General features: G+C 44.8%; 26 protein-coding genes and 2 other annotated features. Of the genes, 21 read left to right on the top strand and 5 right to left on the bottom strand.

Annotated elements, in window-relative coordinates; translation table 11 throughout:
- Positions 1 to 269: 269 nt before the first annotated feature.
- From speD to thrS, 7 genes are all read left to right on the top strand, one after another.
- Positions 270 to 650, top strand: a complete 381-nt coding sequence (gene speD / locus M3593_RS05860; RefSeq protein WP_144477460.1) for an adenosylmethionine decarboxylase — start codon at positions 270 to 272, stop codon at positions 648 to 650.
- 105 nt (positions 651 to 755) lie between these two features.
- Entirely contained in the window at positions 756 to 1,160 is a 405-nt protein-coding gene (locus M3593_RS05855) for a hypothetical protein (RefSeq protein ID WP_251541072.1), read from the top strand.
- A 127-nt stretch (positions 1,161 to 1,287) separates the two neighbouring features.
- The gene (gene nrdR / locus M3593_RS05850; protein ID WP_144477801.1) at positions 1,288 to 1,746 is read left to right on the top strand and encodes a transcriptional regulator NrdR; all 459 of its coding nucleotides are present in this window, start codon (positions 1,288 to 1,290) and stop codon (positions 1,744 to 1,746) included.
- 303 nt (positions 1,747 to 2,049) lie between these two features.
- A complete protein-coding gene (locus M3593_RS05845; RefSeq protein ID WP_251541071.1) occupies positions 2,050 to 3,465 on the top strand; it encodes a replication initiation and membrane attachment family protein in 1,416 nt (471 codons plus the stop codon).
- Between the two features lie 5 nt (positions 3,466 to 3,470).
- Complete coding sequence (gene dnaI, locus M3593_RS05840) at positions 3,471 to 4,403, top strand: primosomal protein DnaI (RefSeq protein ID WP_251541070.1); 933 nt, start codon at positions 3,471 to 3,473, stop codon at positions 4,401 to 4,403.
- Positions 4,404 to 4,536: 133 nt separating this feature from the next.
- Positions 4,537 to 5,412 carry a sporulation protein YtxC gene (gene ytxC / locus M3593_RS05835; RefSeq protein ID WP_251541069.1) on the top strand — a complete coding sequence of 292 codons (876 nt, stop codon included), beginning with the start codon at positions 4,537 to 4,539 and terminating at the stop codon, positions 5,410 to 5,412.
- 358 nt (positions 5,413 to 5,770) lie between these two features.
- Entirely contained in the window at positions 5,771 to 7,702 is a 1,932-nt protein-coding gene (thrS, locus tag M3593_RS05830) for a threonine--tRNA ligase (protein ID WP_251541068.1), read from the top strand.
- A 407-nt stretch (positions 7,703 to 8,109) separates the two neighbouring features.
- On the opposite strand, the gene M3593_RS05825 is transcribed toward thrS, so the two are convergent.
- A complete protein-coding gene (locus tag M3593_RS05825) occupies positions 8,110 to 8,313 on the bottom strand; it encodes a hypothetical protein (protein ID WP_144477483.1) in 204 nt (67 codons plus the stop codon).
- Between the two features lie 255 nt (positions 8,314 to 8,568).
- Positions 8,569 to 8,695 (top strand) — a sequence feature (ribosomal protein L20 leader region).
- A gap of 131 nt (positions 8,696 to 8,826) precedes the next feature.
- On the opposite strand from M3593_RS05825, the gene infC reads away from it, so the two are divergent.
- The 5 genes from infC to M3593_RS05800 all read left to right on the top strand — a co-directional run bounded on the left by infC (position 8,827) and on the right by M3593_RS05800 (position 11,236).
- On the top strand, positions 8,827 to 9,330 hold the full coding sequence (gene infC, locus M3593_RS05820) for a translation initiation factor IF-3 (protein WP_144477486.1): 504 nt from the start codon (positions 8,827 to 8,829) through the stop codon (positions 9,328 to 9,330).
- Between the two features lie 16 nt (positions 9,331 to 9,346).
- On the top strand, positions 9,347 to 9,547 hold the full coding sequence (gene rpmI, locus M3593_RS05815; RefSeq protein ID WP_023627047.1) for a 50S ribosomal protein L35: 201 nt from the start codon (positions 9,347 to 9,349) through the stop codon (positions 9,545 to 9,547).
- A gap of 37 nt (positions 9,548 to 9,584) precedes the next feature.
- Positions 9,585 to 9,944, top strand: a complete 360-nt coding sequence (gene rplT / locus M3593_RS05810) for a 50S ribosomal protein L20 (protein WP_102263819.1) — start codon at positions 9,585 to 9,587, stop codon at positions 9,942 to 9,944.
- A 386-nt stretch (positions 9,945 to 10,330) separates the two neighbouring features.
- Entirely contained in the window at positions 10,331 to 10,606 is a 276-nt protein-coding gene (locus tag M3593_RS05805; RefSeq protein WP_313959720.1) for a DUF1294 domain-containing protein, read from the top strand.
- A 57-nt stretch (positions 10,607 to 10,663) separates the two neighbouring features.
- Positions 10,664 to 11,236, top strand: coding sequence for a TVP38/TMEM64 family protein (locus M3593_RS05800; protein WP_144477489.1), 573 nt, complete (start codon positions 10,664 to 10,666; stop codon positions 11,234 to 11,236).
- A 61-nt stretch (positions 11,237 to 11,297) separates the two neighbouring features.
- Here the strand turns inward: M3593_RS05800 and M3593_RS05795 are convergent, their stop codons facing one another.
- Positions 11,298 to 11,696 carry a sigma-w pathway protein ysdB gene (locus M3593_RS05795; RefSeq protein WP_144477492.1) on the bottom strand — a complete coding sequence of 133 codons (399 nt, stop codon included), beginning with the start codon at positions 11,694 to 11,696 and terminating at the stop codon, positions 11,298 to 11,300.
- Between the two features lie 175 nt (positions 11,697 to 11,871).
- Here M3593_RS05795 and M3593_RS05790 point away from each other — a divergent pair, with 175 nt between their 5' ends.
- Both M3593_RS05790 and M3593_RS05785 read left to right on the top strand, forming a co-directional pair.
- Positions 11,872 to 12,363, top strand: a complete 492-nt coding sequence (locus M3593_RS05790) for a dUTP diphosphatase (RefSeq protein WP_144477495.1) — start codon at positions 11,872 to 11,874, stop codon at positions 12,361 to 12,363.
- Positions 12,364 to 12,438: 75 nt separating this feature from the next.
- Positions 12,439 to 13,524, top strand: coding sequence for a M42 family metallopeptidase (locus M3593_RS05785; RefSeq protein WP_144477498.1), 1,086 nt, complete (start codon positions 12,439 to 12,441; stop codon positions 13,522 to 13,524).
- A gap of 285 nt (positions 13,525 to 13,809) precedes the next feature.
- Here M3593_RS05785 and sspI read toward each other — a convergent pair whose 3' ends face one another.
- Positions 13,810 to 14,022 carry a small acid-soluble spore protein SspI gene (gene sspI / locus M3593_RS05780; RefSeq protein ID WP_144477501.1) on the bottom strand — a complete coding sequence of 71 codons (213 nt, stop codon included), beginning with the start codon at positions 14,020 to 14,022 and terminating at the stop codon, positions 13,810 to 13,812.
- Between the two features lie 124 nt (positions 14,023 to 14,146).
- On the opposite strand from sspI, the gene M3593_RS05775 reads away from it, so the two are divergent.
- From M3593_RS05775 to pheT, 3 genes are all read left to right on the top strand, one after another.
- On the top strand, positions 14,147 to 14,902 hold the full coding sequence (locus M3593_RS05775) for a TrmH family RNA methyltransferase (protein ID WP_144477504.1): 756 nt from the start codon (positions 14,147 to 14,149) through the stop codon (positions 14,900 to 14,902).
- A 70-nt stretch (positions 14,903 to 14,972) separates the two neighbouring features.
- Positions 14,973 to 15,216 (top strand) — a binding site (T-box leader).
- A gap of 55 nt (positions 15,217 to 15,271) precedes the next feature.
- Complete coding sequence (gene pheS / locus M3593_RS05770) at positions 15,272 to 16,309, top strand: phenylalanine--tRNA ligase subunit alpha (protein WP_144477507.1); 1,038 nt, start codon at positions 15,272 to 15,274, stop codon at positions 16,307 to 16,309.
- Positions 16,310 to 16,328: 19 nt separating this feature from the next.
- Positions 16,329 to 18,743 carry a phenylalanine--tRNA ligase subunit beta gene (pheT, locus tag M3593_RS05765; protein ID WP_251541067.1) on the top strand — a complete coding sequence of 805 codons (2,415 nt, stop codon included), beginning with the start codon at positions 16,329 to 16,331 and terminating at the stop codon, positions 18,741 to 18,743.
- Positions 18,744 to 19,082: 339 nt separating this feature from the next.
- Here the strand turns inward: pheT and rnhC are convergent, their stop codons facing one another.
- Positions 19,083 to 20,012, bottom strand: coding sequence for a ribonuclease HIII (rnhC, locus tag M3593_RS05760; protein WP_251541065.1), 930 nt, complete (start codon positions 20,010 to 20,012; stop codon positions 19,083 to 19,085).
- A 132-nt stretch (positions 20,013 to 20,144) separates the two neighbouring features.
- On the opposite strand from rnhC, the gene zapA reads away from it, so the two are divergent.
- From zapA to polX, 3 genes are all read left to right on the top strand, one after another.
- Positions 20,145 to 20,405, top strand: coding sequence for a cell division protein ZapA (zapA, locus tag M3593_RS05755; protein ID WP_144477805.1), 261 nt, complete (start codon positions 20,145 to 20,147; stop codon positions 20,403 to 20,405).
- Positions 20,406 to 20,412: 7 nt separating this feature from the next.
- On the top strand, positions 20,413 to 20,955 hold the full coding sequence (locus M3593_RS05750; RefSeq protein WP_144477516.1) for a CvpA family protein: 543 nt from the start codon (positions 20,413 to 20,415) through the stop codon (positions 20,953 to 20,955).
- Positions 20,956 to 21,101: 146 nt separating this feature from the next.
- A complete protein-coding gene (gene polX / locus M3593_RS05745) occupies positions 21,102 to 22,823 on the top strand; it encodes a DNA polymerase/3'-5' exonuclease PolX (RefSeq protein WP_251541063.1) in 1,722 nt (573 codons plus the stop codon).
- A 198-nt stretch (positions 22,824 to 23,021) separates the two neighbouring features.
- Here the strand turns inward: polX and M3593_RS05740 are convergent, their stop codons facing one another.
- Entirely contained in the window at positions 23,022 to 23,159 is a 138-nt protein-coding gene (locus M3593_RS05740; RefSeq protein WP_186326763.1) for a hypothetical protein, read from the bottom strand.
- A gap of 86 nt (positions 23,160 to 23,245) precedes the next feature.
- Between M3593_RS05740 and M3593_RS05735 the strand changes: the two genes are divergently transcribed.
- Positions 23,246 to 25,600 carry an endonuclease MutS2 gene (locus M3593_RS05735; RefSeq protein ID WP_144477522.1) on the top strand — a complete coding sequence of 785 codons (2,355 nt, stop codon included), beginning with the start codon at positions 23,246 to 23,248 and terminating at the stop codon, positions 25,598 to 25,600.
- The last annotated feature ends 72 nt before the right edge of the window (positions 25,601 to 25,672 follow it).

Genomic DNA, 25,672 nt, shown 5'->3' with positions numbered 1-25,672 from the left:
TAATCAATCGATTCCCGGGGATATCCTTAAAATAGCTATCTAAAAACCTTTTGATATAGCAAGCTGAAATTCATTGAAAAAATTTTATTTTCATGTGTTGCAAAAAAAATATAAACAAAGTATACTAGTCATCGTGAACTTCTTAATAACGGTACCAATTGGCTACTTAAAGGGTTAGGACCTCTCTGGACTAACTTTCCCCCGTGGTAGTTAAGATACCATTGAAACTAGGAATTTCATTCTAATATTGTTAGAGGGGGAAATTGAATATGGAAACAATGGGTCGTCATGTAATTTCTGAACTTTGGGGTTGCGACTTTGAAAAATTGAATGATATGAACTTTATTGAACAAACTTTCGTTTCAGCAGCTTTGAAATCTGGTGCTGAAATCCGCGAAGTGGCTTTCCACAAATTTGCACCACAGGGTGTAAGCGGAGTTGTCATTATCTCTGAATCTCATTTAACTATTCACAGCTTCCCGGAGCACGGGTACGCCAGCATTGATGTTTACACTTGCGGCGATCTCGATCCTAATATTGCAGCTGACTATATTGCTGAAGCTCTTAGCGCTCAAACACGTGAGAATATCGAAATCCCACGCGGCATGGGTCCAGTGCATGTGAAACAGGCACAAGCGAAGGCTCTATAATTGAAAATATGAAAAATTACAAGGGGTGTAGTGATACACCTCTTTTTATTTTGTGCGAAAATTAAGGTAAACTGTAAATAGAAATAATCTGCAGGAGGATTTTTGATGTCTTTTTTGAAATCCATAACAGGAAGATACGAGAAATTCAGCGGGACGAGTGAAAATAACAGCGATGAACAATTGCGGACCCATTACTATAAAGCAAATTTTAATCAGGTATTCCAATCAGTCGAGGATCTGCTTAAAGCTGACCCTGCAGCCCGGATCACAAGTGTATCAAAGGAACATGGAGAAATCTCAGCTGAGCTAAACGGCAGGGTCAGGAGTTTTTTAACCGCGACTGTCATTACGACAAAACCCTTTGAGACAGCGGTCGATTTACATATCTCCACGGAAAAGTTTTCTATGGCAGGAATCAATCCTGCATTGAGACAAGAAGTAATCAAGGTATATGGAAAATTGGATAAAACACTTACGTTCATCGGTTCAGGTAAATATGGGAATCAATAGTCCCTCTTGTCCCATCAGCTTCTTTTTTATAAGATAATAGTAAGGATAATGCTTATGGACGTATTGGTGGATAAAGCGAATGGTCCTTCGCTCATTCTATATTTCAAAATATTCGGAGCTGATCGAGATGAAATGTCCAACTTGCCAAAATAACTCTACCCGGGTTCTTGATTCAAGACCGGTTGACGATAGCCGATCAATTCGACGCAGACGTGAATGTGAAGCTTGCGGATTTCGCTTTACCACTTTTGAGAAAGTTGAAGAAATCCCATTGATTGTTGTAAAAAAAGAAGGTACTCGCGAGGAGTTCAATCGGGAGAAACTCCTTCGCGGTTTGCTGAAAGCGTGTGAAAAAAGACCGGTCGCCCTAAAAGAGCTTGAGGATCTGGTCTCCGAGGTGGAAAAAGAATTGCGAAGCCATGGAGTATCCGAAGTCAAGAGCGAAGCAGTGGGCGAGATGGTGATGGACAGGCTGGCTAAGATCGATGAAGTCGCCTATGTCCGTTTCGCCTCTGTTTACCGGCAGTTCAAGGATATCAATGTATTCATCGATGAATTAAAAGAGTTATTGAAGAAAGAACAATGATAAAGCTGGGGTCCAGACCAATGAAGTATATTTACCAGGGCGCTTGCGCTTTATAAATTTTCACTTAGAGAATTGTCTAGCTCCAGCGCCTAGCCCCTCGAGACGTTTCGGTCCTGTCAATGAAGTCAAAGAGCGACTTCACTGCCAGGCCCCAACGCTTGTCGGGGCTGATCAGGCGCTTACGCTTTTCCATGAGGGAGCTGAAGGAAACTTCGGCTCTTTTTAAGGCGCGCGTGAACGATTTGATTTTCAGCATAGTGGTATTGTTATAGTTTTTAACCGGATAGAGTGGAGGGGAATAGGATGGCTCAGCATTGGCAGGAGACTTTGCCTGTAGACCAATATATTGTTGCATCCGGCGGCCTGCTGCATGATTATGATCGCAAGGTGCTCACCTTTTTGTACCAGCCGTTGATTGGGCCAGCTTGTTTGAGCCTTTATATGACCTTATGGGCCGAACTTGAAGAGAATCGGCTATGGTCACAGTCTGGTACCCATCATAACCTGATGACAATCATGGATATGAATTTGAAGGAGATTTATCACGCCCGCCAGAAGCTTGAGGGGATGGGTTTGCTGAAGACATATGTCAAAAATAGTGAAGATGGCCGTTCATTCATTTATGAATTACAGCCGCCGTTGACTCCTGAACAATTTTTCCTGGATGGCATGCTGAATGTCTATCTGTATCGAAAAATCGGAAAGAATCAGTTTTTGAGGCTTAAACGGTTTTTCAGTGACAAGCTGCCCGAGGCAGAGGAGGGATATTCTGAAATTACCCGGGCTTTTCAGGATGTGTTCCTGTCTGTTCCTCCTCAAGCACTCATGCATAATAGTGATTCAGCTGCCGACCTTGGAGAGGATGAAGCACAATCCTTCATCGGCAGGAGGGAGTCTGACAAAATACAGATTGACCCTTCGGAATTTAATTTCGATCTGTTATTGGGAGGTCTTCAGGATTCTTTGATCCCCAAAAAAGCTTTTACAACGAAGGTCAAAGAAGCGGTCAGCAATCTCGCCTTCCTTTATGGAATTGATGCGTTGAAGATGAAGAATATCGTCTTGAGTGCCGTAACAGCTGATAATGAAATCGATATCGAGGAGCTGAGAAAGGCGGCCCGGGACTGGTACCAATTTGAATACCAGGACCAGTTGCCGGCACTCTTGGACCGGACCCAGCCTCTTCAGCACAAAGCTGGAATCGAGAAGCCAAAAACAAAAGAAGAGGAATTGGTTCTCTATTTTGAAAAAACATCACCAAGACAACTGCTGATCGACTTATCAGGCGGTGCCGTGCCTTCAAAATCTGACCTGCAGATCATCGAAGAAGTGATGTTCAAGCAAAAGCTGCTTCCGGGTGTCGTGAATGTTTTGGTCCAATATGTTATGATCAGAACGGATATGAAGCTGGCCAAAGGCTATATTGAGAAAATCGCCAGCCACTGGTCGAGGAAGAAAATCTCGACTGTAAGGGATGCCATGGAGCTGGCGAAAAGTGAGCACAGGCAATACCTCGATTGGGCAGAAGGAAAGAAAACGACCGCTGCTTCAGGAAAACGGAAACCTGTACGCAAGGAAGTCTTGCCGGACTGGTTTGAGAAAAAGAGCGAGAATGGACCAGACCAGCAGCAAAGTTCTGCTGCCGGAGTGGACCCTGACTTTGAAATAGAAAAGAAAAAGCTTGAAGAAGAACTGAAAAAATACAAATCCGGGAGGTGATTCAGTTGCAAAACATAAATGAAACGCTGAAGAAGCTTGCTAATAACCAAAACTTCCAGGAACGTTATGAAACACTTAAAAGACAGGTCATGCAGGATCAGCATATAAAGCAATTCCTCGATGAAAATGCGGACTATATCACCAGGGAAATGCTTGACGGCAGCATGTCCAAACTGTATGAATTTTCTACCCAGAGCAAGGACTGTGATAAATGCGAAAGTCTCGCAGCCTGCAAGAATATGATCAAAGGCTATGAACCACAGCTTTTCATCAAAGGGAATTACATTGATGTCAAATATGACCGCTGTAAAAAGAAGGTCATGTACGATGAGCAGCAAAAGAACGCCCGGCTGATTAACAGCATATATGTGCCGAAGGAAATCCTGAAAGCGTCATTCGGGGATATTGAGCTTGATGACGCGGGGAGATTCAAGGCCATAAAAATGGCGAAGGATTTTGTTGAGAATTATGAATCCGGCCAGAAGCAAAAAGGTTTGTTCCTGCATGGGCCGTTCGGAACGGGTAAGTCATACCTGCTTGGCGCCATTGCGAATGAATTGGCACAGAAACAGGTCAGTTCCTTAATCGTATATGTTCCGGAGTTTTTCAGGGAAATGAAGAATGCGATCGGGGATCATTCGGTCAACGACAAGCTGGAAGCAATCAAAAAATCTGATGTCCTGATGCTAGATGATATCGGAGCGGAAACGATGAGCAGCTGGGCGAGGGATGAAATCCTTGGAACAATCCTGCAATTCCGCATGCTTGAGAACCTTCCAACCTTCTTTACTTCCAACTTCGACCTTAGCGGGCTTGAACACCATCTGACCCACAGCCAGCGGGGAGAAGAGGAACAGCTGAAGGCAGCGAGGATCATGGAACGGATCAAGTACCTGGCACAGCCGGTTAAAGTAGAAGGAAAGAATCGAAGAGTATAGCAATAGGCTGCAGCGAAACAGGCTGCAGCCTATTTTTTTTGCGCTTTAATCATCCAGCGGCGATATGGATACTTCTAAATTGTCCAAGTCCCCCATATATATAATCAGGGATTATTTAAAAGGGGGGATATGGTTGATTGAAATCATCTTCCAAAAAAAGCAGGATGCCTGGAATTTATACCATCACTTAGTCGCCAGGCTTGCTTCGTTGCAGGAAAAGAATTCAATTCTTCTTAATGAAGATCAAAATAGAGTCCTGATTCCAGAAGATTTTTTTATGAAAGAAAAAATACCGGAACTGAAGAAATGTGTATATGATTTTATTCTTAAGCTGAAACGGGATGACTGGTTAAGAAACATCCTTGCAGAATCTTTTTATTACACGGAAAGTGAAGAGCAGGATCAAATCCTTGATATCATTTACTCTGTCATGGAAGGGAACCGAAAGGATCTGGCACCTTTTATGGAGGGTGCCGAAGAACCAGGGATCGTTAAAAAAGCAATCAATGAAATACTTGATGAGAGAGTCTCATTTTCATTCGATTCCTTTGTCGTATTCAGGCTAAAATCATATTTTGAGCAGCTTTCGAATTGGGCAGAGGTCGCAATCGATGAGTATAAAATGGAACAGGAGTATCAGGTGTTCCTTCATACATTGAGAAGTTTTCTGAAAGGCAGAAAACCGCAAATGCCATATTTGTACTTGGTCATCGAAGAAAACATGACATTTTTTAATCAAGAGTTCACGGAAATGAAGCGGAGCGAGCTGTTTAAAACGATTGACCGGAGGCTGCTTGTCAATCACCCGGTCTACGTCGATTCCGGAACGATTGCGCCGCTCCTGTCGATCGCGCCACAGACGATTTTCCTGTATACCGATGATTCGCACCAGCCATTAGTGCGGACCATTATCAACCTTTTTGAAGAGCGGGTCAAGATTAAGCCAATTTCCGTTTTCGAAGAGGAAAGATTGGATTTTTTCAATGAGGATCATGAAAATATACGATAGCCCACTTGATTTTCAAAACATTACAAACTATAATTACGTACATACTAAAACAATAGTAAATGTAATGATGAGGATATGGGCATTCTTGAAAGGTTTGCAGAGAGGGAAGGCACGGCTGAAAACTTCCTAACACTAAAGAAACGCTTACCACCTCTGAACTCCAGCTATGAACGCCTGTAAGGCAAGTATTGGCTGGCGGCAGAAGCCGTTATCGCAACCAGAGCCATTCCTGCGTTCTTTATGCGCAAGAGTGGGAATTGGGTGGAACCACGTGTGATCAAACTCGTCCCTGTTTCAGGGACGGGTTTTTTTATTTTTTGCGCAAATATGCGCCACATTTCAAAAGGAGGAAAAGCCAATGGCAGACATGTTGAAAATATCGTTTCCAGACGGAGCAGTGAAGGAGTTTCCTGCAGGCACAACAACTGAAGACATTGCCGGTTCAATCAGCCCGGGCCTTAAGAAAAAAGCCATTGCCGGTATGGTGAATGGAAATCCGTATGATTTCAGGAGACCAATCGAGGAAGATGCTTCAATTGAAATCATCACTCCGGAACACCCGGAAGCACTAGAAATCCTGCGCCACAGTACAGCCCACTTAATGGCACAGGCAGTCAAACGCCTGTATAAAGATGTGAACCTCGGAGTAGGACCGGTGATTGAAGGCGGATTCTACTATGATATCGATATGGAGCATTCCCTTTCACCGGAAGATTTGCCGGAAATTGAAAAGGAAATGAAGAAAATCATCAATGAGAACATTGAGATTGTCCGTAAAGAGGTAAGTCGTGAGGAGGCTGTCAAATTCTTCAAGGAGCTTGGTGACCCATATAAGCTTGAATTGATTGAAGCAATTCCGGCCGATGAAAAAGTCACTCTTTATGAGCAGGGCGATTTTGTAGACCTTTGCCGCGGAGTCCATGTTCCATCAACTGGCAAGCTGAAGGAATTTAAATTGCTGAGCATTGCCGGTGCCTACTGGCGCGGCGACAGCGATAACAAGATGCTGCAGCGTATTTACGGAACAGCATTTTTCAAAAAGGAAGACCTGAAAGAGCACTTAAGACTGCTTGAAGAAGCGAAGGAACGCGACCACCGCAAGCTTGGCAAAGAGCTTAGCCTGTTCACAAACTCGCAGAAGGTTGGACAGGGACTTCCGCTTTGGCTTCCGAAAGGCGCGACGATCCGCCGCATCATTGAGCGCTATATTGTCGATAAAGAAGTCAGCCTCGGCTATGACCATGTTTACACTCCGGTAATGGGAAGTGTCGAGCTTTATAAAACTTCCGGCCACTGGGACCACTATCAGGACGATATGTTCCCGGTGATGGATATGGATAATGAACAGTTAGTATTAAGACCGATGAACTGCCCTCATCACATGATGGTGTACAAAAACAGCATCCATAGTTACAGGGAGCTTCCGATCAGGATTGCTGAGCTTGGAACAATGCATCGTTACGAAATGTCAGGCGCGTTGGCTGGCCTGCAGCGTGTCCGCGGAATGACATTGAATGACGCTCACATTTTCGTCCGTCCTGACCAGATCAAGGAAGAATTCAAACGTGTTGTGCAGCTAGTGCTTGAAGTCTATAAAGATTTTGACATGAATGATTATTCGTTCCGTCTTTCTTACCGTGATCCTGAAGACAAAGAAAAATACTTCGATGACGACCAAATGTGGGAAAAGGCACAGGCAATGTTAAAAGAAGCGATGGATGAAATAGGACTCGACTATTTCGAGGCAGAAGGCGAAGCGGCATTCTACGGTCCGAAGCTTGATGTCCAGGTCAAGACTGCGCTTGGCAAAGAGGAGACACTGTCAACTGTACAGCTCGACTTCTTGCTACCTGAACGCTTCGACCTGACTTATATCGGTGAAGACGGCAAGCATCACCGTCCGGTTGTCATCCACCGCGGCGTAGTATCGACTATGGAACGTTTTGTAGCCTTCCTGATCGAAGAATACAAAGGAGCGTTCCCTACATGGCTGGCTCCAGTCCAGGCGCAAATCATCCCGGTTTCACCTGCAGTCCACTATGACTATGCCAGGGAAATCCAGGATAAGCTGAAAGCAGAAGGCTTCCGTGTCGAAATTGACGGCCGTGACGAAAAAATCGGCTACAAAATCCGTGAAGCGCAAATGCAGAAAATCCCTTACATGCTGGTTGTCGGTGACAATGAAGTTGCAGACAAAGCAGTCAATGTCCGTAAATACGGCGAACAGAATTCAGAAACTATCTCCTTCGATGAGTTCCTTGAATCATTCAGGAAAGAAGCGAAGAAATAAGAAAAGCGGAGGGCGCCTTGATCAGCCCCGACAAGCGCTGGAGGGCCGCTCAGTGAAGTCGTTCTTTGACTTCATTGGGCGGACCGAATTCGAAAAGTATAGCCGACTGCCCAGAAACGCAGAAACTGGAGACTCCGACAAAGAAGCGCTTTTTGCTTCTGCCGGCGGAGTTGAAGTTTCGGAGTTTCTAGGAGGCGACACTAGACAATTCGAAAAGCGGAGGCGACTGCCCAACTCCGACAAGCGTTGGAGGGCCTGACAGTGAAGTCGTTCTTTGACTTCATTGGCAGGACCGAAACGTCTCGAGGAGTTAGGAGCCGCAGCTAGCCAAGCGTCTCAAGGGGCTAGGCGCTGGAGCTGGACAAAAAAATAAGAGGGGCCAACTGGCTCCTCTTATTTTTATGGGATTATTCAATAGGTTTGGAACAGGTGGGACATAGATTTTTTGTATAGCTGCGCTGGATTCTTTCACCGCAATTCCGGCAGGATTTTATATTAACAGGCGTGTTATCAATATCATTTGAAAAACCATAGCCAGTCCTGAAAAACTTCAATGCAGTACCAGCGAGCAGTCCAGTGACCACACCGGTAATGATAATTGCGATCAGCATTTGTACACCAGCTTTCTTGTATAATTCTACCAATCATTATAGCAAGAAAGAAGCAATTAGGCAGTGACAAATTAACGTATTGTTATGATCCTTCGACATATTTTTTTTCGGATAAATTTAATTTCGCCTGAAAAAAGTATTGCAGCCTTAAATCCTATCTGATACAATACTTTTTGTTGCAGTTAACGAAAAGTGATTCGTTTGACACATCAATTTCTTTATGCTATATTAGCAAGAGTGAACTGAATACAAGTTTTAGGAAAGAAGAAGCACCCGCTTCTCACCTGGCTGACGCAATAATGCTGTTGGCAGGTAATACGTAAACGTCTAATTATTTTGTTTCCGTAAGTGTGGGTGTCGTCGCCTGCACTTTTTTTATTGCAAAATAAAAATGGACCATATCGTATGTCATTGTGTGAGCAAGATAAAGGCTTTGTCCTTTCAATGTACTTCTTCTCCTTGACAATGTATTCGATAAAACCCTGGAGGTGGCTAATTATTAGCAAAGATGCGATGTTATTAAACGAGGGAATTCGTGCTCGCGAAATTCGTCTGATCGATCAAAACGGCGAGCAATTAGGAATCAAATCCAAAGCTGAGGCTCTTGAGATCGCAGCGCGCGTCAATCTTGATCTTGTGCTTGTTGCTCCGAACGCGAAGCCTCCTGTAGGCCGAATCATGGACTACGGAAAATTCAAGTTCGAACAGCAAAAGAAAGAGAAAGAAGCACGTAAGAACCAAAAAATCATCACAACTAAAGAAGTCCGTCTTAGCCCGACAATTGATGAGCATGACTTCAACACGAAGTTGCGCAATGCCATCAAGTTCCTGGAAAAAGGCGATAAAGTTAAAGCATCAATCCGTTTTAAAGGCCGTGCTATCACTCACAAGGAAATCGGTCAGCGTGTTCTTGATCGCTTCTCTGAAGCTTGCAAAGATGTAGCGACAATCGAATCACATCCAAAGATGGATGGCCGAAGCATGTTCTTGGTACTAGCACCTAAAACTGAAAAGTAACGAGGAGGAAGTCCCTATGCCAAAAATGAAAACACACCGCGGCACTGCCAAGCGTTTCAAGAAAACTGGAACTGGCAAGCTTAAGCGTTCACACGCTTACACTAGCCACTTATTTGCTAACAAATCTACAAAAGCTAAGCGTAAGCTTCGCAAATCTGCAATTGTTTCAAAAGGCGATTTCAAACGTATTCGTCACATGCTTGACAACATTAAGTAAACTCGAGGAATCTCGATTTATATAGGAGGGAAATTACATGCCACGTGTAAAAGGCGGTACAGTTACGCGCAAGCGTCGTAAAAAAGTCATCAAATTAGCAAAAGGTTATTTCGGTTCTAAACATACATTATACAAAGTTGCTAACCAGCAGGTTATGAAATCCCTAATGTATGCATTCCGCGACCGTCGCCAGAAGAAGCGCGACTTCCGCAAACTTTGGATTGCTCGTATCAACGCAGCAGCTCGCATGAACGGCCTTTCTTACAGCCGTATGATGCACGGCCTTAAGCTTGCAGGTATCGAAGTAAACCGCAAGATGCTTGCTGAACTAGCAGTAAGCGATGCAGCAGCATTCGCTCAATTGGCTGAAACAGCTAAGCAACAGTTCAACAAGTAATTAAACGATAAGATGAACCATTCTCATATTGAGGATGGTTTTTTCTTTTTAGATACATAAGCATTCGCGTATTTTTATCTGACAAGTGGAAGCGAAGTTTTGGGGAAAATGTCCGATAGAGAGGCTCTAATGGACAAACAGAAGCGAAGTCGTATGGAAAGTGTCCGATAGAAGGGCTTTAATGGACAAACAGAAGTGGAAGCACGAGAAAACTGTCCGATATAGGAGGTCTAAAGGACAAACAGAAGTCGAAACACGAGAAAAATATCCGATAGGCGGCCTCTAACGGAAAAACAGAAATGGAGTCTCGTGGAAAATGTCCGATACAGATGGATGGCGCGTTATAATGAAGCAGTACTAACATCATTTTAAGAGGACGTGAAGACGTGGAAATCTGGATATTGGCTGGTCTGATCATCGTAATGAGTCTTGCTGGCTTTTTGATTATGGGCATGGATAAAAAGCGGGCAAAAAACCATGATTATCGAATCAGCGAAAGAACGTTATGGACCATAGCTTTGCTTGGAGGGGCAATCGGGGCCACTGCAGGCATGAATCATTTCAGGCATAAGACGAAGCATGTGCAGTTCAAGTATGGCTTGCCGGTGCTGGCTGTTTTAGAGATTGGTATTTTTATATATTTATTTATGCTGTTGGCATAACAGCTTGGGTGATTCTATATGCTAGTAGCAACAGAGATTCGCAGGCAGGTGACATAAATGGATGATGCGTGGTCGATGCTGCTGATTATTGTGGAATCTGGAAGCTGGTTTGCACCAGTTTTGTTTGTATTTCTTCATGTTTTCCGTCAGTTTATACTCATTCCGCCTGCAGTTGTCTGCGTCGCGGGCGGTCTGCTTTTTGGGGTGGTTCCGGGAATCATCTATTCAATGCTTGGTTTGACGGGGGCCAGTATATTATTCTATTTCTTGATGGAAAAAATTCCGGACACCATGCAAAAGTTAAGCAGGTTGAAAAAGCGTCTGATGGGGCGATTCAGGGATCTGACCGTACTGCAGGTTGCGTTGCTGAGACTGATCCCGCTGATTCATTATCAGCTGCTGAGCTTTTGCCTTTATGAGCGGAAAAAAGAGTTTAAGGAATTTATGATGGCATCTTTTTTAGCGAACATTCCATTCGTAATCTTTTTTACCATATTCGGGGAGCGCATTGGACGTTTTGATGCGCTTGCGGGCAGCTTTGTGGTTATTTGCCTGTTGCTGCTCACCTATCTGTTCAGAGAAAAGAGTACCCTCATTAAATGGCGGGAGTTTTTCGATACGACACCTTGAAGTAGGAATTTATGCACAAAGGAAAAGCGCCCGACTCATGTTCGGACGCTTTTATATTTGATTATTCCTCATCCTGTTCATGATTAGCCATAAATTCCTTGATCGGGCTTTTCCAGTCGATTTTGGCGACAGGATAGTTCTCGCGGATTTTTCGTTCGATGAATTGGAAGTCTTCAAGCACGAGTCCCTTCAAGGCAGACGTTTTTTTAGGCCAAATGAAAATGGAAACGACCTCAAACGCAGACGGAGTCGTACCTAAATACTTTTCACCCTCGAACAAAACACCCTTATAAGTGATCAAGAAGTTTTTGCGGACATTGTCCGGGTCATCCAGTAAAAAGAAGCGCTTCTGCTCATGAGCAAGCTCAAGCTTCCGTTTCGGGTGGAATAAATACTTTACCCCGCTGTATATCAGGAAAATGAATAATAGCAAGAAAATAAGACGTAAAAGCAGAATCATGACTGCCCCTCCAATGCGAACTTTCCTTATTTACGGATGAGATTCCAAATAGTTTCAACAAATTTATAATTAATATATACTTTTTATTGCAGAGCTGTGTTGTTAAAAGGAGAAAACCTGAATGGCGGAATCCAGAAGCCTGCTTTTAGTGATAATAAAACGATGGAGCTGAATCATGAATACAATAACACTATTTAAAATGCAAAAAGCACTCGACAGTCATATTGAAACGCAGCACAAGTTAGAGAATGATGATTTAATTGACAGAAAGGTCCTGGCGCTGCTTGTTGAAATCGGGGAACTTGCTAATGAGACAAGGTGCTTCAAGTTTTGGAGTGTGAAACCTTCATCTGAAAAGGATGTAATCCTTGAGGAATTTGTGGATGGAGTACACTTCATCCTGTCACTGGGAATTGAGTGCGGTTATGAAGATATTGAATACATTACCCCAGACAGACCAACGGTGACAGACACAAGCAACCAGTTCCTTGCAGTATATGAGTCGGTACAAAAATTCAGGGACAGCCGCAGCAAGGAAGACTATGTCCGACTTTTTGAAAGTTACATGAGACTTGCGGAACTGCTTGACTTGCACGAAGATCAAATTGAACAGGCATATATTCAAAAAAATGAAGTAAATTATGATAGGCAGCGAAAAGGGTATTAGGCAGAATTTTTTGTACATTGCACCTCTTGTCTAGTATAATAGGTTTCGGAAATACATATTAAGGGAGTCGAAATAATGGCTAAATTAGATGAAACATTAACAATGCTAAAAGATTTGACCGATGCCAAAGGCATTCCCGGCAATGAGCGTGAGCCAAGGGAAGTAATGAAGAAATACATAACTCCATTTGCTGATGAGGTAACAACAGATGGCCTGGGAAGCTTGATTGCGAAGAAGGTTGGAGATGCAAACGGCCCTAAAATCATGGTAGCTGGCCACCTTGATGAAGTAGGATTCATGGTGACAAGCATCGATGACAAAGGATTCATCCGCTTCCAGACAGTCGGCGGCTGGTGGAGCCAGGTTATGCTTGCACAACGTGTGACAATCGTAACCCGCAAAGGTGAAATAACTGGGGTGATCGGTTCTAAACCGCCACATATCCTTCCTGCTGAAGCTCGTAAAAAGCCTGTTGATATCAAGGATATGTTCATTGATATCGGTGCATCAAGCCGTGATGAAGCGAAGGAATGGGGAGTCACTCCTGGCGACATGGTCGTTCCTTACTTCGAATTCACAGTTATGAACAACGAAAAGATGCTGCTTGCAAAAGCATGGGATAACCGCATTGGTTGTGCGATCGCCATCGATGTCCTAAAAGGTCTAAAAGATGCTGAGCATCCAAACGTTGTCTATGGCGTAGGAACCGTTCAAGAAGAAGTTGGTCTTCGCGGAGCGAAAACATCTGCCCAATCAATCGAGCCTGATATCGGTTTTGGTGTCGATGTAGGTATTGCCGGCGACACTCCAGGTGTTACTGAAAAAGAAGCTCTAAGCAAAATGGGTGACGGTCCGCAAATCATCATTTATGATGCATCAATGGTGTCACACAAAGGCCTTCGTGATTTTGTAACGGATTTGGCAGACGAGCTGAACATTCCATACCAGTTTGACGCAGTAGCTGGCGGCGGCACAGACTCAGGTGCGATCCACCTTACACACCGCGGTGTACCTGCGCTGTCCATCACAATCGCGACACGCTACATTCATTCACACGCAGCGATGCTTCACCGTGATGACTACGAGAACGCAGTTAAATTGATCATTGAAGTCATCAAACGACTTGATAAAGAAACAGTTGAAAAACTTACTTTTGAATAAAAAATGAGATTTAGTTGTCCAGAAAATGTTTTCTGGACAATTTTTTTTGCCTATAAACGAAAGTTCTCTTTCATCACTACATTTTGGACCGGTATTTACTCCTGAGTTAGGAAAATCACTACGCAAATGACTATATTCTCTACGGAATTAATAATAATCTCTACAAAAACAGCCAGAATCTCTACGGAAATAACCTTATTCTCTGCTTTTTCCATAAAATAGAAAACGAGATGTTTACTTTATAAAAAAAGAACCCCTCAAACATTAAGGAGTCCTTCCAAAAAACTATTTCCCTTTTAAGCCTGATTCCAGAGCATCCAGCATTTCCTGCTTTTCTTGTTCAGAAGCATTCTGCCAGATGACTTCGAACAGCACTCCAAGTCCAGGAAGCATTTTTTCCTCGCCGTTCTGGATGGCATCGACGATTGTATCTTTAAGCTCGTCTTGCGTATTTCCTGCTACATTTGAAATAACAGCGTTTCTAAGGTTAAGGTTCATCTTTGCTCAAACTCCTTTCAAATTTCCATTGCTGGTTATAGCTTTAACAATTTTGGTTTTATTATGTATCCGTTTTGAGCTATAATAGTAAAATTGAACAAGCCATAATAAAGGAGAGCCAGAATTGAAGTACATTCAATCTGATAAAAATCCGCAAGTTAAACAGTGGAAGAAATTGCTTACGCGCAAGGAACGCGATAAGACCGGCATGTTCCTTGTTGAGGGCTTCCATTTAGTTGAAGAAGCACTATCGAAAAAAGAAGATGTTGAAGAGATTATTTTAAGCGAAAAAACGGAGTTGCCTTCCAGCCTGGATTACGGTTCCATTCCTGTTACGGTGGTAACGGATGAAATCAGCAGGCAGCTTGCTGACACTGAGACAACTCAGGGCATATTTGCTATATGCCGACAGCCAAAGAACCCGCAAACAAATGGAAAAACCTATTTACTTATTGATTCTGTCCAGGATCCGGGCAACCTTGGGACGATGATCCGCACGGCTGATGCTGCAGGGATTGATGCAGTCATTGTTGGGAAGGGCAGTGTCGATATGTATAATCCGAAGGTATTGCGCTCTGCGCAGGGAAGTCACTTCCATTTGCCGGTTATAAGTGGAGACCTTTCAGAATGGATTTCTGAACTTCAGTCTGAAAACATCCCAGTCTTTGGAACGGCTCTAGAAAATGGAGTTGTTTTTACAGAGGCTGAAAATAATGATGCCTTCGCCCTGCTCGTTGGAAATGAAGGAAGCGGCGTTAATAAAGAGTTGCTGGATAAAACAACGCAAAATCTTTATATCCCAATCTACGGCCAGAGCGAATCGCTGAATGTCGCAGTCGCAGCAGGTATCCTGCTATATTATTTGAAAACAGCAAAATAGGCTCGTTTTTTCATAAAACCATTTGATACTGCGGAAAGAATATACTATAATTAACAGTAAAATTAATATTTCAAAAACGATGACGGAGAAAAGTAGCTTGAAGATGGCCATTCAGGGAGAAAATGCCGGTGACTGGAAGCATTTTTATGGAACAGACAAGCGAAGTTCACCTCCAGAGTTGGCATCGGGACCGCTTTTTAGCGTAAAGATGCATCGGCACAAGCCGTTATCTCAATGAAGCGAACACGTAATACATAACTGTATTGCCTGTTAAAAAGGGTGGTACCGCGATAACCATGAACCTCGTCCCTTTATCCGGGATGAGGTCTTTTTGTGTTCAAAAAAGAGAAAATGAAGGAGGATTTACCAATGCAGGATCGGTTAAAAGAACTGCAGGCTGAGGCGCTTGAAAAAGTGGCCGCAGCTGCTGACCTAAAGGAATTGAATGATATTCGCGTTTCCTATCTTGGAAAAAAAGGTCCAATCACAGAAGTCTTGAAAGGGATGGGCAAGTTATCGGCTGAGGAAAGACCGAAGATGGGTGCCCTGGCCAACGAAGTCCGCGATGCGATTTCCGGCCAGATCGAAGTAAAGCAAAAGGATCTTGAGGAAGCAGCCGTCCAAAAGCAATTGGCAGCTGAAGAAATCGATATTACTCTTCCAGGAAGACCTGTTAAGACGGGCAGCCATCATCCGCTGACAAGCATCATCGAGGAAATCGAAGATCTTTTCATCGGCATGGGCTATACAGTTGAAGAAGGACCTGAAGTCGAAAAAGACTACTATAACTTTGAAGCGCTGAACCTTCCGAAAGGACATCCGGCACGTGACATGCAGGATTCCTTCTACATCACCGAAGAAACATTGATGCGCACACATACATCTCCTGTCCAGGCAAGGACGATGGAAAAACACCAGGGCAAGGGTCCTGTAAAAATCATCTGCCCAGGGAAAGTGTATCGCCGCGATAACGACGATGCAACTCACTCCCACCAGTTCATGCAGATTGAAGGCCTTGTCGTCGATGAGAATGTCAGAATGAGCGATCTGAAAGGAACGCTTGAAGTTTTTGCGAAGAAAATGTTCGGCGAAGACCGAGAAATCCGTCTGCGTCCAAGTTTCTTCCCTTTCACTGAGCCATCTGTCGAAATGGATATCTCTTGTAAAATTTGCGGCGGCTCAGGCTGCAGCGTATGTAAAGGAACTGGCTGGATCGAAATCCTTGGAGCAGGGATGGTCCATCCTAATGTACTTGAAATGGCTGGATACGATTCAAAGAAATACACTGGATTCGCGTTTGGTATGGGGCCTGAGCGTATTGCGATGCTCAAGTATGGCGTCGATGATATCCGTCATTTCTACACGAACGATGTCCGCTTCTTGAAGCAATTTTCGGTTGAAGAATAAGGATTAGGAGGGTAAAACCATGTTGGTATCATATAAATGGCTGCAGGAATATATCGATTTGGAAGGCGTATCTGCTGAAGAGCTTGCCGAAAAAATCACCAAAAGCGGCATCGAAGTAGAAGGCGTAGAAAAATTGAATGAAGGCTTGAAGGGCGTCGTTGTCGGGCATGTTCTTGAATGCGAGAAGCATCCAAATGCTGAAAAACTGAACAAGACACTTGTTGACATCGGTACAGGTGAACCGGTACAAATCATCTGCGGCGCACCGAATGTCGGCAAAGGCCAAAAAGTGGCGGTTGCAACGGTTGGTGCTGTTCTGCCGGGCAACTTCAAAATTAAAAAAGCAAAACTTCGCGGAGAAGAATCCCACGGGATGATTTGCTCACTTCAGGAACTTGGCATTGAAGGCAAGCTTGCGCCGAAAGAGTATGCAGAAGGAATCTACAATTTCACTCCTGAGACAGAAATCGGCCAGGACGCTCTTGAAGTCTTAAACAGGGATGATGAAATCCTTGAGCTTGGTCTGACGCCAAACCGTGCTGATGCGATGAGTATGCTTGGTGTTGCATACGAAGTTGGAGCCATCCTTGGAGAAGAAGTTAAGCTGCCAAATCCACAGCCTGAAACTTCATCAGAACAAGCAAGTAACTATATCAATGTGACAGTGGATGCAAAAGAAGATAATCCTCTATACGTTGCGAAAGTAATCAAGAATGTCAAAGTCGGTCCATCTCCAGTTTGGCTGCAAACAAGGCTGATGGCTGCAGGCATCCGTCCACACAATAACGTAGTTGATATCACAAACTTCATTTTATTGGAGTACGGACAGCCGCTACACGCATTCGATTACGATAAATTGGGCTCAAAAGAAATCCTTGTGCGCCGTGCGAAGGATGGCGAAGTGATTGAAACGCTTGATGATGTAAAACGTATGTTGACTCCGGACCACCTGGTCATCACAAACGGTACTGAGCCAGTAGCTCTTGCAGGTGTCATGGGCGGAGCGAATTCAGAGGTCAGCAGTGACACAACGACTGTCATGTTAGAGTCCGCTTATTTCACAGGAGGAGCGATCCGCAAAGCTTCAAAAGACCATGGCTTGCGCAGCGAAGCAAGCTCTCGCTATGAAAAAGGTGTGGATCCTGAGAGAGTCCGTCCTGCTGCAGAACGTGCTGCTGAACTAATGATCGAGCTTGCCGGCGGTGAAGTACTAGGCGGAGTTGTCGAAGCTGATGCTTTGGAGGTTAAGCCTGCAGTTGTTTCAACCACTCTTGGAAAAATCAATAAAGTTCTCGGTACAGAACTTGAAATGAAGCAGGTCGAAGAAATTTTTGCCCGACTGAAGTTCGAAACTTCCGTCGACAATGAGACAATCACGGTGACTGTGCCGACGCGCCGCGGCGACATCACCATCGAGGAAGATTTAATCGAAGAGGTAGGCCGTCTGTATGGCTATGACAATCTGCCGACTACTCTTCCTATAGGTCCATCCACACCTGGGCATCTTTCTGAATACCAGAAAAAACGCCGTGTGGTCCGCCGTTTCATGGAAGGAGCAGGCTTGTATCAGGCAGTCACTTATTCACTTACAAGCGATGAAAAAGCAACACAGTATGCGTTGGACCAGCGCGAACCGGTTGAACTGGCAATGCCGATGAGTGAAGACCGAAGCCTTCTACGCCTGAGCATCGTGCCTCAGCTGCTGGAAGTGTTGAAATACAATAATGCTCGCCAGATTGATAGTGTCGCTGTTTATGAAACAGGAGCAGTCTTCCTGAAGAACAGCAATGACGAGCTGCCTGAAGAGCGAGAGCACCTGGCTGCCGCGATCACTGGCCTGTGGGAAAGCCATCCATGGCAGGGCGAGAAGAAGCCTGTTGATTTCTTTGTTCTCAAAGGAATCGTTGAAGGTTTGTTTGCCAAGCTTGGCCTAGAGAGCCAGCTTGGATTCCAGAAGGCTGAGCTTGATGGATTGCACCCAGGACGTACGGGTGAAATCTTGTTGAACGATAAAGTGATCGGCTTTATCGGCCAGGTTCACCCAACCATGCAAAAATCACTCGACCTGAAAGAAACATATGTTTTTGAATTGTCGCTTAAAGCTCTGTTGGAAGCTGAAACGGCACCGCTTCAATACACAGCAATCCCGCGCTACCCATCGATCACAAGGGATATTGCCCTTGTTGTTGACAAAGGGACGGCAGCCGGTGACCTGGAGAAGATCATCACCGAAGCTGGCGGATCACTTTTAAAAGAAGTAAATGTTTTCGATCTTTACGAAGGTGAAAAAATGGAGCAAGGCAAGAAGTCACTTGCGTTCTCCTTGAAATACTTTGATCCAGAAAAGACACTGACAGATGAAGACATTGCAAAAGCACACAATAAAGTCCTTGCTGCACTTGAAGAAAAAGCTGGAGCAGTATTAAGAGGATAAATGTTAAAAAGGCAGCCCGCGGGCTGCCTTTTTATTATGGGATTCTGAGGGAGAATCGCGAAAATATAATCCAATGACCAGGTGGAAATCTTGGTGAATAGCTAATCAACCGAGAAAATCAACGTGATTACAGTCAATTATAGCGTTTGAACTCTGCTAGCGATGGGATTCCGCGATCCAGCTAGGGATTCCCGCGAAACTTGATACTAATTCCGTGAAAATCCAGCATAATTCCGCGTACTGGAAAAAACAGCTCATTTTTTCCAGTTTCCAGGTCAACACCCGAGTGATTTTCCAATTACCAGGTCAACACCCGAGCAAAAAATTCCAGCTTTCGTTTTACACCCGCGCAATCTTCTTCGCTTTTTCAGTATTAGCAAAATGAAGTTTGACGAACTCGGGCAGCACATCCACACCTTTTTCAAGAATCAGCCTGGCCGCTGCCTTATCAACTGCAGCGCCGGCGCCTTTTGGAATGGTGAAACCTGCGCGTTTACTAAGGTTTTCAAAATGTCGAACAAAAGCATAACGGGCAATCATCGATGCGGCTGCGACCCCTAGATGGATTCCTTCTGCCTTTGTGCTGAACAGGACATTTTCCCGGATGATTTGACGTTGGCCTTTCAAATGTGCAAAATAAATAGGTTCTTTAGCGAATTCATCAATCAGGATCGCTTCCGGTTTTTCTGGGGCGATTTTATCAAGAACATGGTTGATGGCCTGATTGTGCAGCAGGGCTTTCATCTTCCCTTGTGACATGCCCTTCATTTGCATCTGGTTGTATTTTTCATTATGTAAGGTCAGCAGGCTGTGAGGCAAAAAGGTCACTAGCTGTCTCGCAATCTCAATGATCTTATCGTCCTTGAGATTCTTGGAATCCTGGACTCCAAGCTCTTTCAGCACAGGTATATCCTGTCTCCTGACATAGGCGGCGACAACCGTGATCGGACCGAAATAGTCGCCGGTGCCCACCTCATCCGAACCGATGATCGCCATTTCCCCGATATTTTTCGGCAAATGGGCTCCCGGTGCTGGCGCAGCACTTTTTTTAGCTGCAGGTGCTAATGCAGTGCCCCACTTTGCTGCTTCACTTTCTCCATCTTTCCCCTGGAATAAAACTTTTCCTGATTTATAGGCAGTGATCGCACAGGAAGGTGTTTTTGCGGCAAAAACACTGCCGGGCGGAAGTTTATCGATCAGGAACTTGCTGTAATATTCTTTCATCTTTCTGATTTCTTCCGGTTTTTTCTGAAGGACACTATTTCCCATGGCTCTACACTCCTTGTTAAAGTTAGACATTTTCTTCCAAAAACCATATCAATCTGACAGGCAACTACTTCCCAGCGTTTTACGTTCATGATATAGTATAGAATAGGATTCTTATGAATGGGGGCATAAATGTTGTCAGACACAAAAAAAAATCGGTCGACTGTCGATATATATGGACAGCAATATACAATAGTCGGCATAGAAAGCACCAGCCATATCCGGCTCATTGCCTCAATGGTAGATGATAAAATGCGGGAAATCGGTTCAGCGAATCCTTCACTTGATACTAGTAAATTAGCTGTGTTGACGGCTGTGAATGCTGTTAATGATTACATAAAAATGAAAGATCGTGTTGAATCGCTCGAAGCGGAAATTAAAAGGTTAAAGGACTGAATAATTCATGCTTGATCTTGCTGTTTTGGCTATATTGGTCATGGGCTTCATTGTAGGACTGAAGAGGGGGTTCATCCTGCAAACCATCCATTTGGCCGGTTTCATCGCAGCTTTCGTTGTTGCGTACCTATATTACGACCAGCTTGCTCCCAAGCTGACTCTATGGATTCCATATCCGAACCTCGGCAGCAATTCTACATTGAATCTCATATTTGAGAATGCCAATTTAGAAGATGCCTATTATCGGGCTATCGCGTTTGCGGCTATCTTTTTCGCGGTGAAAATCCTGCTCCAGATTATCGGATCCATGCTTGATTTTGTGGCACACCTGCCAATCCTGAAGCAGTTGAATGTCTGGGCAGGAGGGTTTCTAGGTTTTATCGAAGTTTACCTGCTGCTGTTCATCGTTCTTTACATTGCAGCCCTGCTGCCAATCCAGGCGATCCAGGGACCATTGAACGATTCAATTCTAGCCGAAAACATCATAAAAAATACGCCGGTATTCTCTCAGCAAATCAAGCAACTCTGGATTGAATACATGGCTGCATAACTTCTCTATTGCGGAGAAGTTTTTTTATCGTGCCGAAAAGTTTTCATTTAATTTCACAGTGGGGCTTGTTTTCTATAAAATAGAAGACAATGACCAAGTCCGGGTTATAAAAAACGGTCGAGAAATCGAAAAGGCAGGTGGAGTTCATGTCTGTTAATAAAAAGGATATCGTGCAATTACTTGAAACTATTGCTATATATATGGAATTAAAAGGTGAAAACCCATTTAAAGTATCCGCGTTCCGAAAAGCTGCGGCAGCTCTGGAGGGTGATGAACGGAGCATGTCGGAAATAGGCGATCTGACTGAACTCAAAGGAATTGGCAAAGGCACTGCAGGAGTCATCCAGGAGTTCATGGAAATTGGTCAGTCGACCGAGCTGAAAGAATTACAGGAAGAGGTACCGAGCGGTCTCATTCCGTTGCTGCAGCTGCCTGGAATGGGCGGCAAAAAAATCGCCAAGCTGTATAAAGAACTGGGTGTGGAGAGTATCCATGACCTGGAGGAAGCTGCGAAGGCGGGGAAAATCCGGGACCTCGCAGGATTTGGCAAAAAATCAGAAGAAAAGATTCTCGCTGCGGTTGAAAATTTTGGTACGAGACCGGAAAGGCTTCCGCTTGCCTATATGCTTCCGGTTGCTGAATTAATTGAATCGTATCTTCAAAAGATAAAAGATATCGAACAATTTTCAAGGGCGGGCAGCTTGCGGAGGATGAGAGAGACAATAAAGGACCTGGATTTTATCATCGCTTCCACTGATCCGTCTGCTGTTAAGGACGAGCTGGTCAGGCTTCCAAAAATCAAAGAAATCATTGCTGCAGGCGATACGAAGGTTTCTGTTACCCTTGGGCTTGATTATGATGTCAATGTGGATTTCCGTCTTGTTGATCCTGAGGAATTCGCGACAGCCCTCCACCATTTTACCGGCTCAAAGGACCACAATGTGAGAATGCGGCAGCTGGCGAAGGAAAAAGGAGAGAAAATCAGCGAATATGGTGTGGAGAACGTAGAGACGGGGGAAGTCACCACATTCAAGTCAGAAGAGGAATTTTATCAATATTTTGGACTTCCTTTCGTTCCGCCAGAATTGCGGGAGGACGGCTCGGAAGTTGAGTTATACAAAAAAAATCTGGAACTCATTACACTTGATGCCATCAATGGGGATCTTCATATGCACTCAACATGGAGCGATGGCGGCCATTCAATTGAAGAAATGGCGATGGAATGTATCGCGAGAGGCTATAAATATATGGCCATCACCGACCATTCACAGTATCTGAAGGTAGCGAACGGCTTGACGCCCGAACGCTTAAGGAAGCAAATGGAAGAAGTGAAAGAACTGAATAAGAAATTCGATGACTTCACGATTTTGACGGGAATTGAAATGGATATTTTGCCGGATGGAACACTGGACTTCGAGGATGAACTGCTTGCTGACCTGGATTTGGTTATCGCATCGATCCATTCCTCTTTTTCACAGCCTGTAGAAAAAATCATGAATCGGCTGAAGACTGCTTTAGAGAATGCACATGTTGATATCATCGCCCATCCAACTGGACGGCTGATTGGCCGCAGGGAGGGGTATTCTGTTGATATCGATATGCTGATCAAACTCGCGAAGGAAACGAATACGGCGCTTGAACTGAACGCCAATCCTAACAGGCTTGATCTGGCGGCGGAGTACCTAAAAAAAGCGCAGGATGAAGGCGTTAAAATCGTCATCAATACGGACGCGCATAAAGTGGACACGCTGGAACACATGGAAATTGGCGTAACGGCCGCCAGAAAAGGATGGATCAAGAAATCATCTGTCCTGAATGCTTTGGACTTGAAAGGTTTGCTAGATTTCCTGCACGGCCGGGATCAATAAGGGAATTTTAATTCTTTTGTAGAAATGTCTAGCACCAGCGCTTAGCCCCTCGAGACGCTTGTCTAGCTGCGGCTCCTAACTCTTCGAGACGTTTCGGTCCTGCCAATGAAGTCAAAGAACGACTTCACTGTCAGGCCCTCCAACGCTTGTCGGAGTTGGGCAGTCGCCTCCGCTTTTCGAATTGTCTAGTGTCGCCTCCTAGAAACTCCGAAACTTCAACTCCGCCGGCAGAAGCAAAAGCGCTTCTTTGTCGGAGTCTCCAGTTTCTGCGTTTCTGGTCAGTCGGCTATACTTTTCGATTTCGGTCCTGGCAATGAAGTCAAAGAGCGACTTCACTTCCAGGACCTCCAGCGCTTGTCGGGCTGACCAAAGCGCTTAAGCTTTGCTAATAACCTTCGCTTAGGAAGAAGGAGGAAATTTTTGTGCAGCAACGAGTTTTGAAAACATTGGAATTTGATAAAATCAGGAGCCAGCTGGTAGAACATACATCATCCTCATTGGGGCGGGAAAAGGCAGTAGCCCTGTTGCCTTCGGTCGATTTTGACGAGGTTTCCCGTTTGCAGGAGGAAACAGATGAAGCAGCAAAGGTTCTAAGGCTAAAAGGGAATATACCGTTAGGCGGCATTCACGACATCAGGCCACATGTGAAAAGATCGCAGATTGGCGGGACGCTCAGTCCCCTTGAGCTGGTGCAGGTGGCAAGCACGGTGCATGCCAGCAGACAGATGAAGCGTTTCGTCGAAGATCTTCAGGAAGTGACCGAAGTGCCGATTTTGCTGAGCTACACTGAAGGCATCATCGTACTGGCGAACCTGGAGGAGTCGATCAGGAATGCAATCGATGAAGGCGGCGAAGTTCTTGATGGCGCGAGTGAAGCACTTAGGTCGCTCCGTCAGCAAATGCGGACAAGAGAATCAAGGGTACGGGAGAAACTGGAGAGCATGATCCGCTCATCAAGTGCTTCAAAAATGCTCTCTGATGCCATCATCACCATCAGAAATGATCGATTCGTCATTCCGGTCAAGCAGGAATACCGATCCCATTACGGCGGCATTATCCATGACCAGAGTTCTTCTGGCCAGACGCTGTTCATCGAACCACAATCGGTTGTCCAGCTGAATAATGAGCTGCAGAACATCCGGGTAAAAGAACAGCAGGAAATTGAACGGATTTTGTCTGAGCTTTCAGCCCTGACCGCTGAGCATCATGATGAGCTCCTGGAGATCGTGGTCATCATGGCCGAGCTTGATTTCATGTTTGCGAAGGCCCGATACGGAAGCAAGATCAAGGGTTCGAAGCCAATCGTCAATGACGAAGGCCGAATCAATCTTTTTCAGGCAAGGCACCCATTGATTTCAATAGACGAAGTTGTCCCGAACAGCATCACTTTAGGAAGTGACTATACGACGATTGTCATCACCGGCCCAAATACCGGGGGTAAAACTGTTACATTGAAGACAGTCGGCCTTTGTACACTCATGGCCCAGGCCGGATTGCAAATCCCCGCGCTTGATGGGTCGGAAATCGCTGTATTTGGTTCAGTATACGCGGATATCGGGGATGAACAATCAATTGAGCAAAGCTTAAGTACCTTTTCGTCCCATATGGTCAATATCGTGGAAATCCTAAATAAGGTGGACTATAACAGTCTTGTGCTTTTCGATGAACTTGGAGCCGGAACCGACCCGCAGGAAGGTGCTGCCCTTGCAATATCAATCCTCGATGAAGTATACAAGTGCGGAGCAAGAGTCATTGCGACAACCCATTATCCAGAGCTGAAGGCATATGGCTATAATCGCGAGGGTGTCATCAATGCCAGCGTAGAGTTCGATGTCGAAACACTGAGCCCGACTTATAAACTCCTGATTGGTGTACCGGGACGAAGCAATGCCTTCGAGATTTCAAAGAGACTGGGACTGAAGGATTCTGTCATCGAAACAGCAAGGTCTTATATCAGCGCTGACAGCAATGAGGTTGAAAATATGATTGCTTCCCTGGAATCCAGCCGCAAGCAGGCGGAAAAGGACAGGGATGAGGCCCACCAGCTTCTGAAGGATGCCGAAAACCTTCATAGAGACATGCAGAAGCAGATGGCTGAATATTATCAGAAAAAAGAGGAACTTGCTGATAAAGCAAAAGTCAAAGCGGCATCCATCGTGGAAAAAGCAAAGGATGAAGCAGAAGAAGTCATTCGTGAGCTCCGGAAGCTGAGACTGGAAAAAGGGGCTGAAATCAAAGAGCATGAATTGATTGATGCCAAAAGGCGCCTAAGTGAGGCAACACCAGAGCTAAGCCAGGTAAAGAATGCTGGCAAAGCGAAGTCTGCCCGCCATGAATTCAAGCCTGGGGATGAGGTCAATGTTCTGACCTTTGGCCAAAAAGGGCACCTGGTGGACCGCGTAAATGATAAAGAATGGCAAGTACAGATTGGCATTCTTAAAATGAAAGTGAAAGAGTCTGATATGGAATATATCAATACGCCTAAGCCGGTGGAAACTAGACCGGTTGCCACCGTGAAAGGGAAGGACTTCCATGTAGGCCTTGAGCTTGACCTAAGAGGAGAGCGCTATGAAGATGCGCTTATGAGAGTCGAGAAATATATTGATGATGCCCTGCTTGCCGGCTACCCGCGCGTTAACATCATCCACGGAAAAGGAACAGGAGCCTTAAGGCAGGGAGTCCAGGAATATCTGCGCAACCATCGCTCCGTCAAGAAAATCCGCTTCGGAGACGCTGGAGAAGGCGGAACAGGTGTAACGGTAGTGGAATTCAAATAATGACACGATAAAGAAATGGCTCTGTTAAAGCCCAATGTTGATTTTGCACCTGTTGATTGTAGTGGAAGGCGC

The sequence above is a fragment of the Mesobacillus sp. MER 48 genome, from assembly GCF_023714225.1.
In the GTDB taxonomy this organism is placed as follows: Bacteria; Bacillota; Bacilli; order Bacillales; family Cytobacillaceae; genus Mesobacillus; species Mesobacillus oceanisediminis_A.
The sequence above is the reverse complement of the archived record's forward strand: the minus strand, read 5'-3'. Positions and strand labels throughout refer to the sequence as shown.

Coding starts and splice junctions, on each gene's coding strand:
- speD (WP_144477460.1), top strand. CDS start 270: ATGGAAACAATGGGTCGTCATGTAATTTCTGAACTTTGGGGTTGCGAC.
- M3593_RS05855 (WP_251541072.1), top strand. CDS start 756: ATGTCTTTTTTGAAATCCATAACAGGAAGATACGAGAAATTCAGCGGG.
- nrdR (WP_144477801.1), top strand. CDS start 1,288: ATGAAATGTCCAACTTGCCAAAATAACTCTACCCGGGTTCTTGATTCA.
- M3593_RS05845 (WP_251541071.1), top strand. CDS start 2,050: ATGGCTCAGCATTGGCAGGAGACTTTGCCTGTAGACCAATATATTGTT.
- thrS (WP_251541068.1), top strand. CDS start 5,771: ATGGCAGACATGTTGAAAATATCGTTTCCAGACGGAGCAGTGAAGGAG.
- M3593_RS05825 (WP_144477483.1), bottom strand. CDS start 8,313: ATGCTGATCGCAATTATCATTACCGGTGTGGTCACTGGACTGCTCGCT.
- infC (WP_144477486.1), top strand. CDS start 8,827: ATGTTATTAAACGAGGGAATTCGTGCTCGCGAAATTCGTCTGATCGAT.
- rpmI (WP_023627047.1), top strand. CDS start 9,347: ATGCCAAAAATGAAAACACACCGCGGCACTGCCAAGCGTTTCAAGAAA.
- rplT (WP_102263819.1), top strand. CDS start 9,585: ATGCCACGTGTAAAAGGCGGTACAGTTACGCGCAAGCGTCGTAAAAAA.
- M3593_RS05800 (WP_144477489.1), top strand. CDS start 10,664: ATGGATGATGCGTGGTCGATGCTGCTGATTATTGTGGAATCTGGAAGC.
- M3593_RS05795 (WP_144477492.1), bottom strand. CDS start 11,696: ATGATTCTGCTTTTACGTCTTATTTTCTTGCTATTATTCATTTTCCTG.
- M3593_RS05790 (WP_144477495.1), top strand. CDS start 11,872: ATGAATACAATAACACTATTTAAAATGCAAAAAGCACTCGACAGTCAT.
- M3593_RS05785 (WP_144477498.1), top strand. CDS start 12,439: ATGGCTAAATTAGATGAAACATTAACAATGCTAAAAGATTTGACCGAT.
- sspI (WP_144477501.1), bottom strand. CDS start 14,022: ATGAACCTTAACCTTAGAAACGCTGTTATTTCAAATGTAGCAGGAAAT.
- pheS (WP_144477507.1), top strand. CDS start 15,272: ATGCAGGATCGGTTAAAAGAACTGCAGGCTGAGGCGCTTGAAAAAGTG.
- pheT (WP_251541067.1), top strand. CDS start 16,329: ATGTTGGTATCATATAAATGGCTGCAGGAATATATCGATTTGGAAGGC.
- rnhC (WP_251541065.1), bottom strand. CDS start 20,012: ATGGGAAATAGTGTCCTTCAGAAAAAACCGGAAGAAATCAGAAAGATG.
- M3593_RS05750 (WP_144477516.1), top strand. CDS start 20,413: ATGCTTGATCTTGCTGTTTTGGCTATATTGGTCATGGGCTTCATTGTA.
- polX (WP_251541063.1), top strand. CDS start 21,102: ATGTCTGTTAATAAAAAGGATATCGTGCAATTACTTGAAACTATTGCT.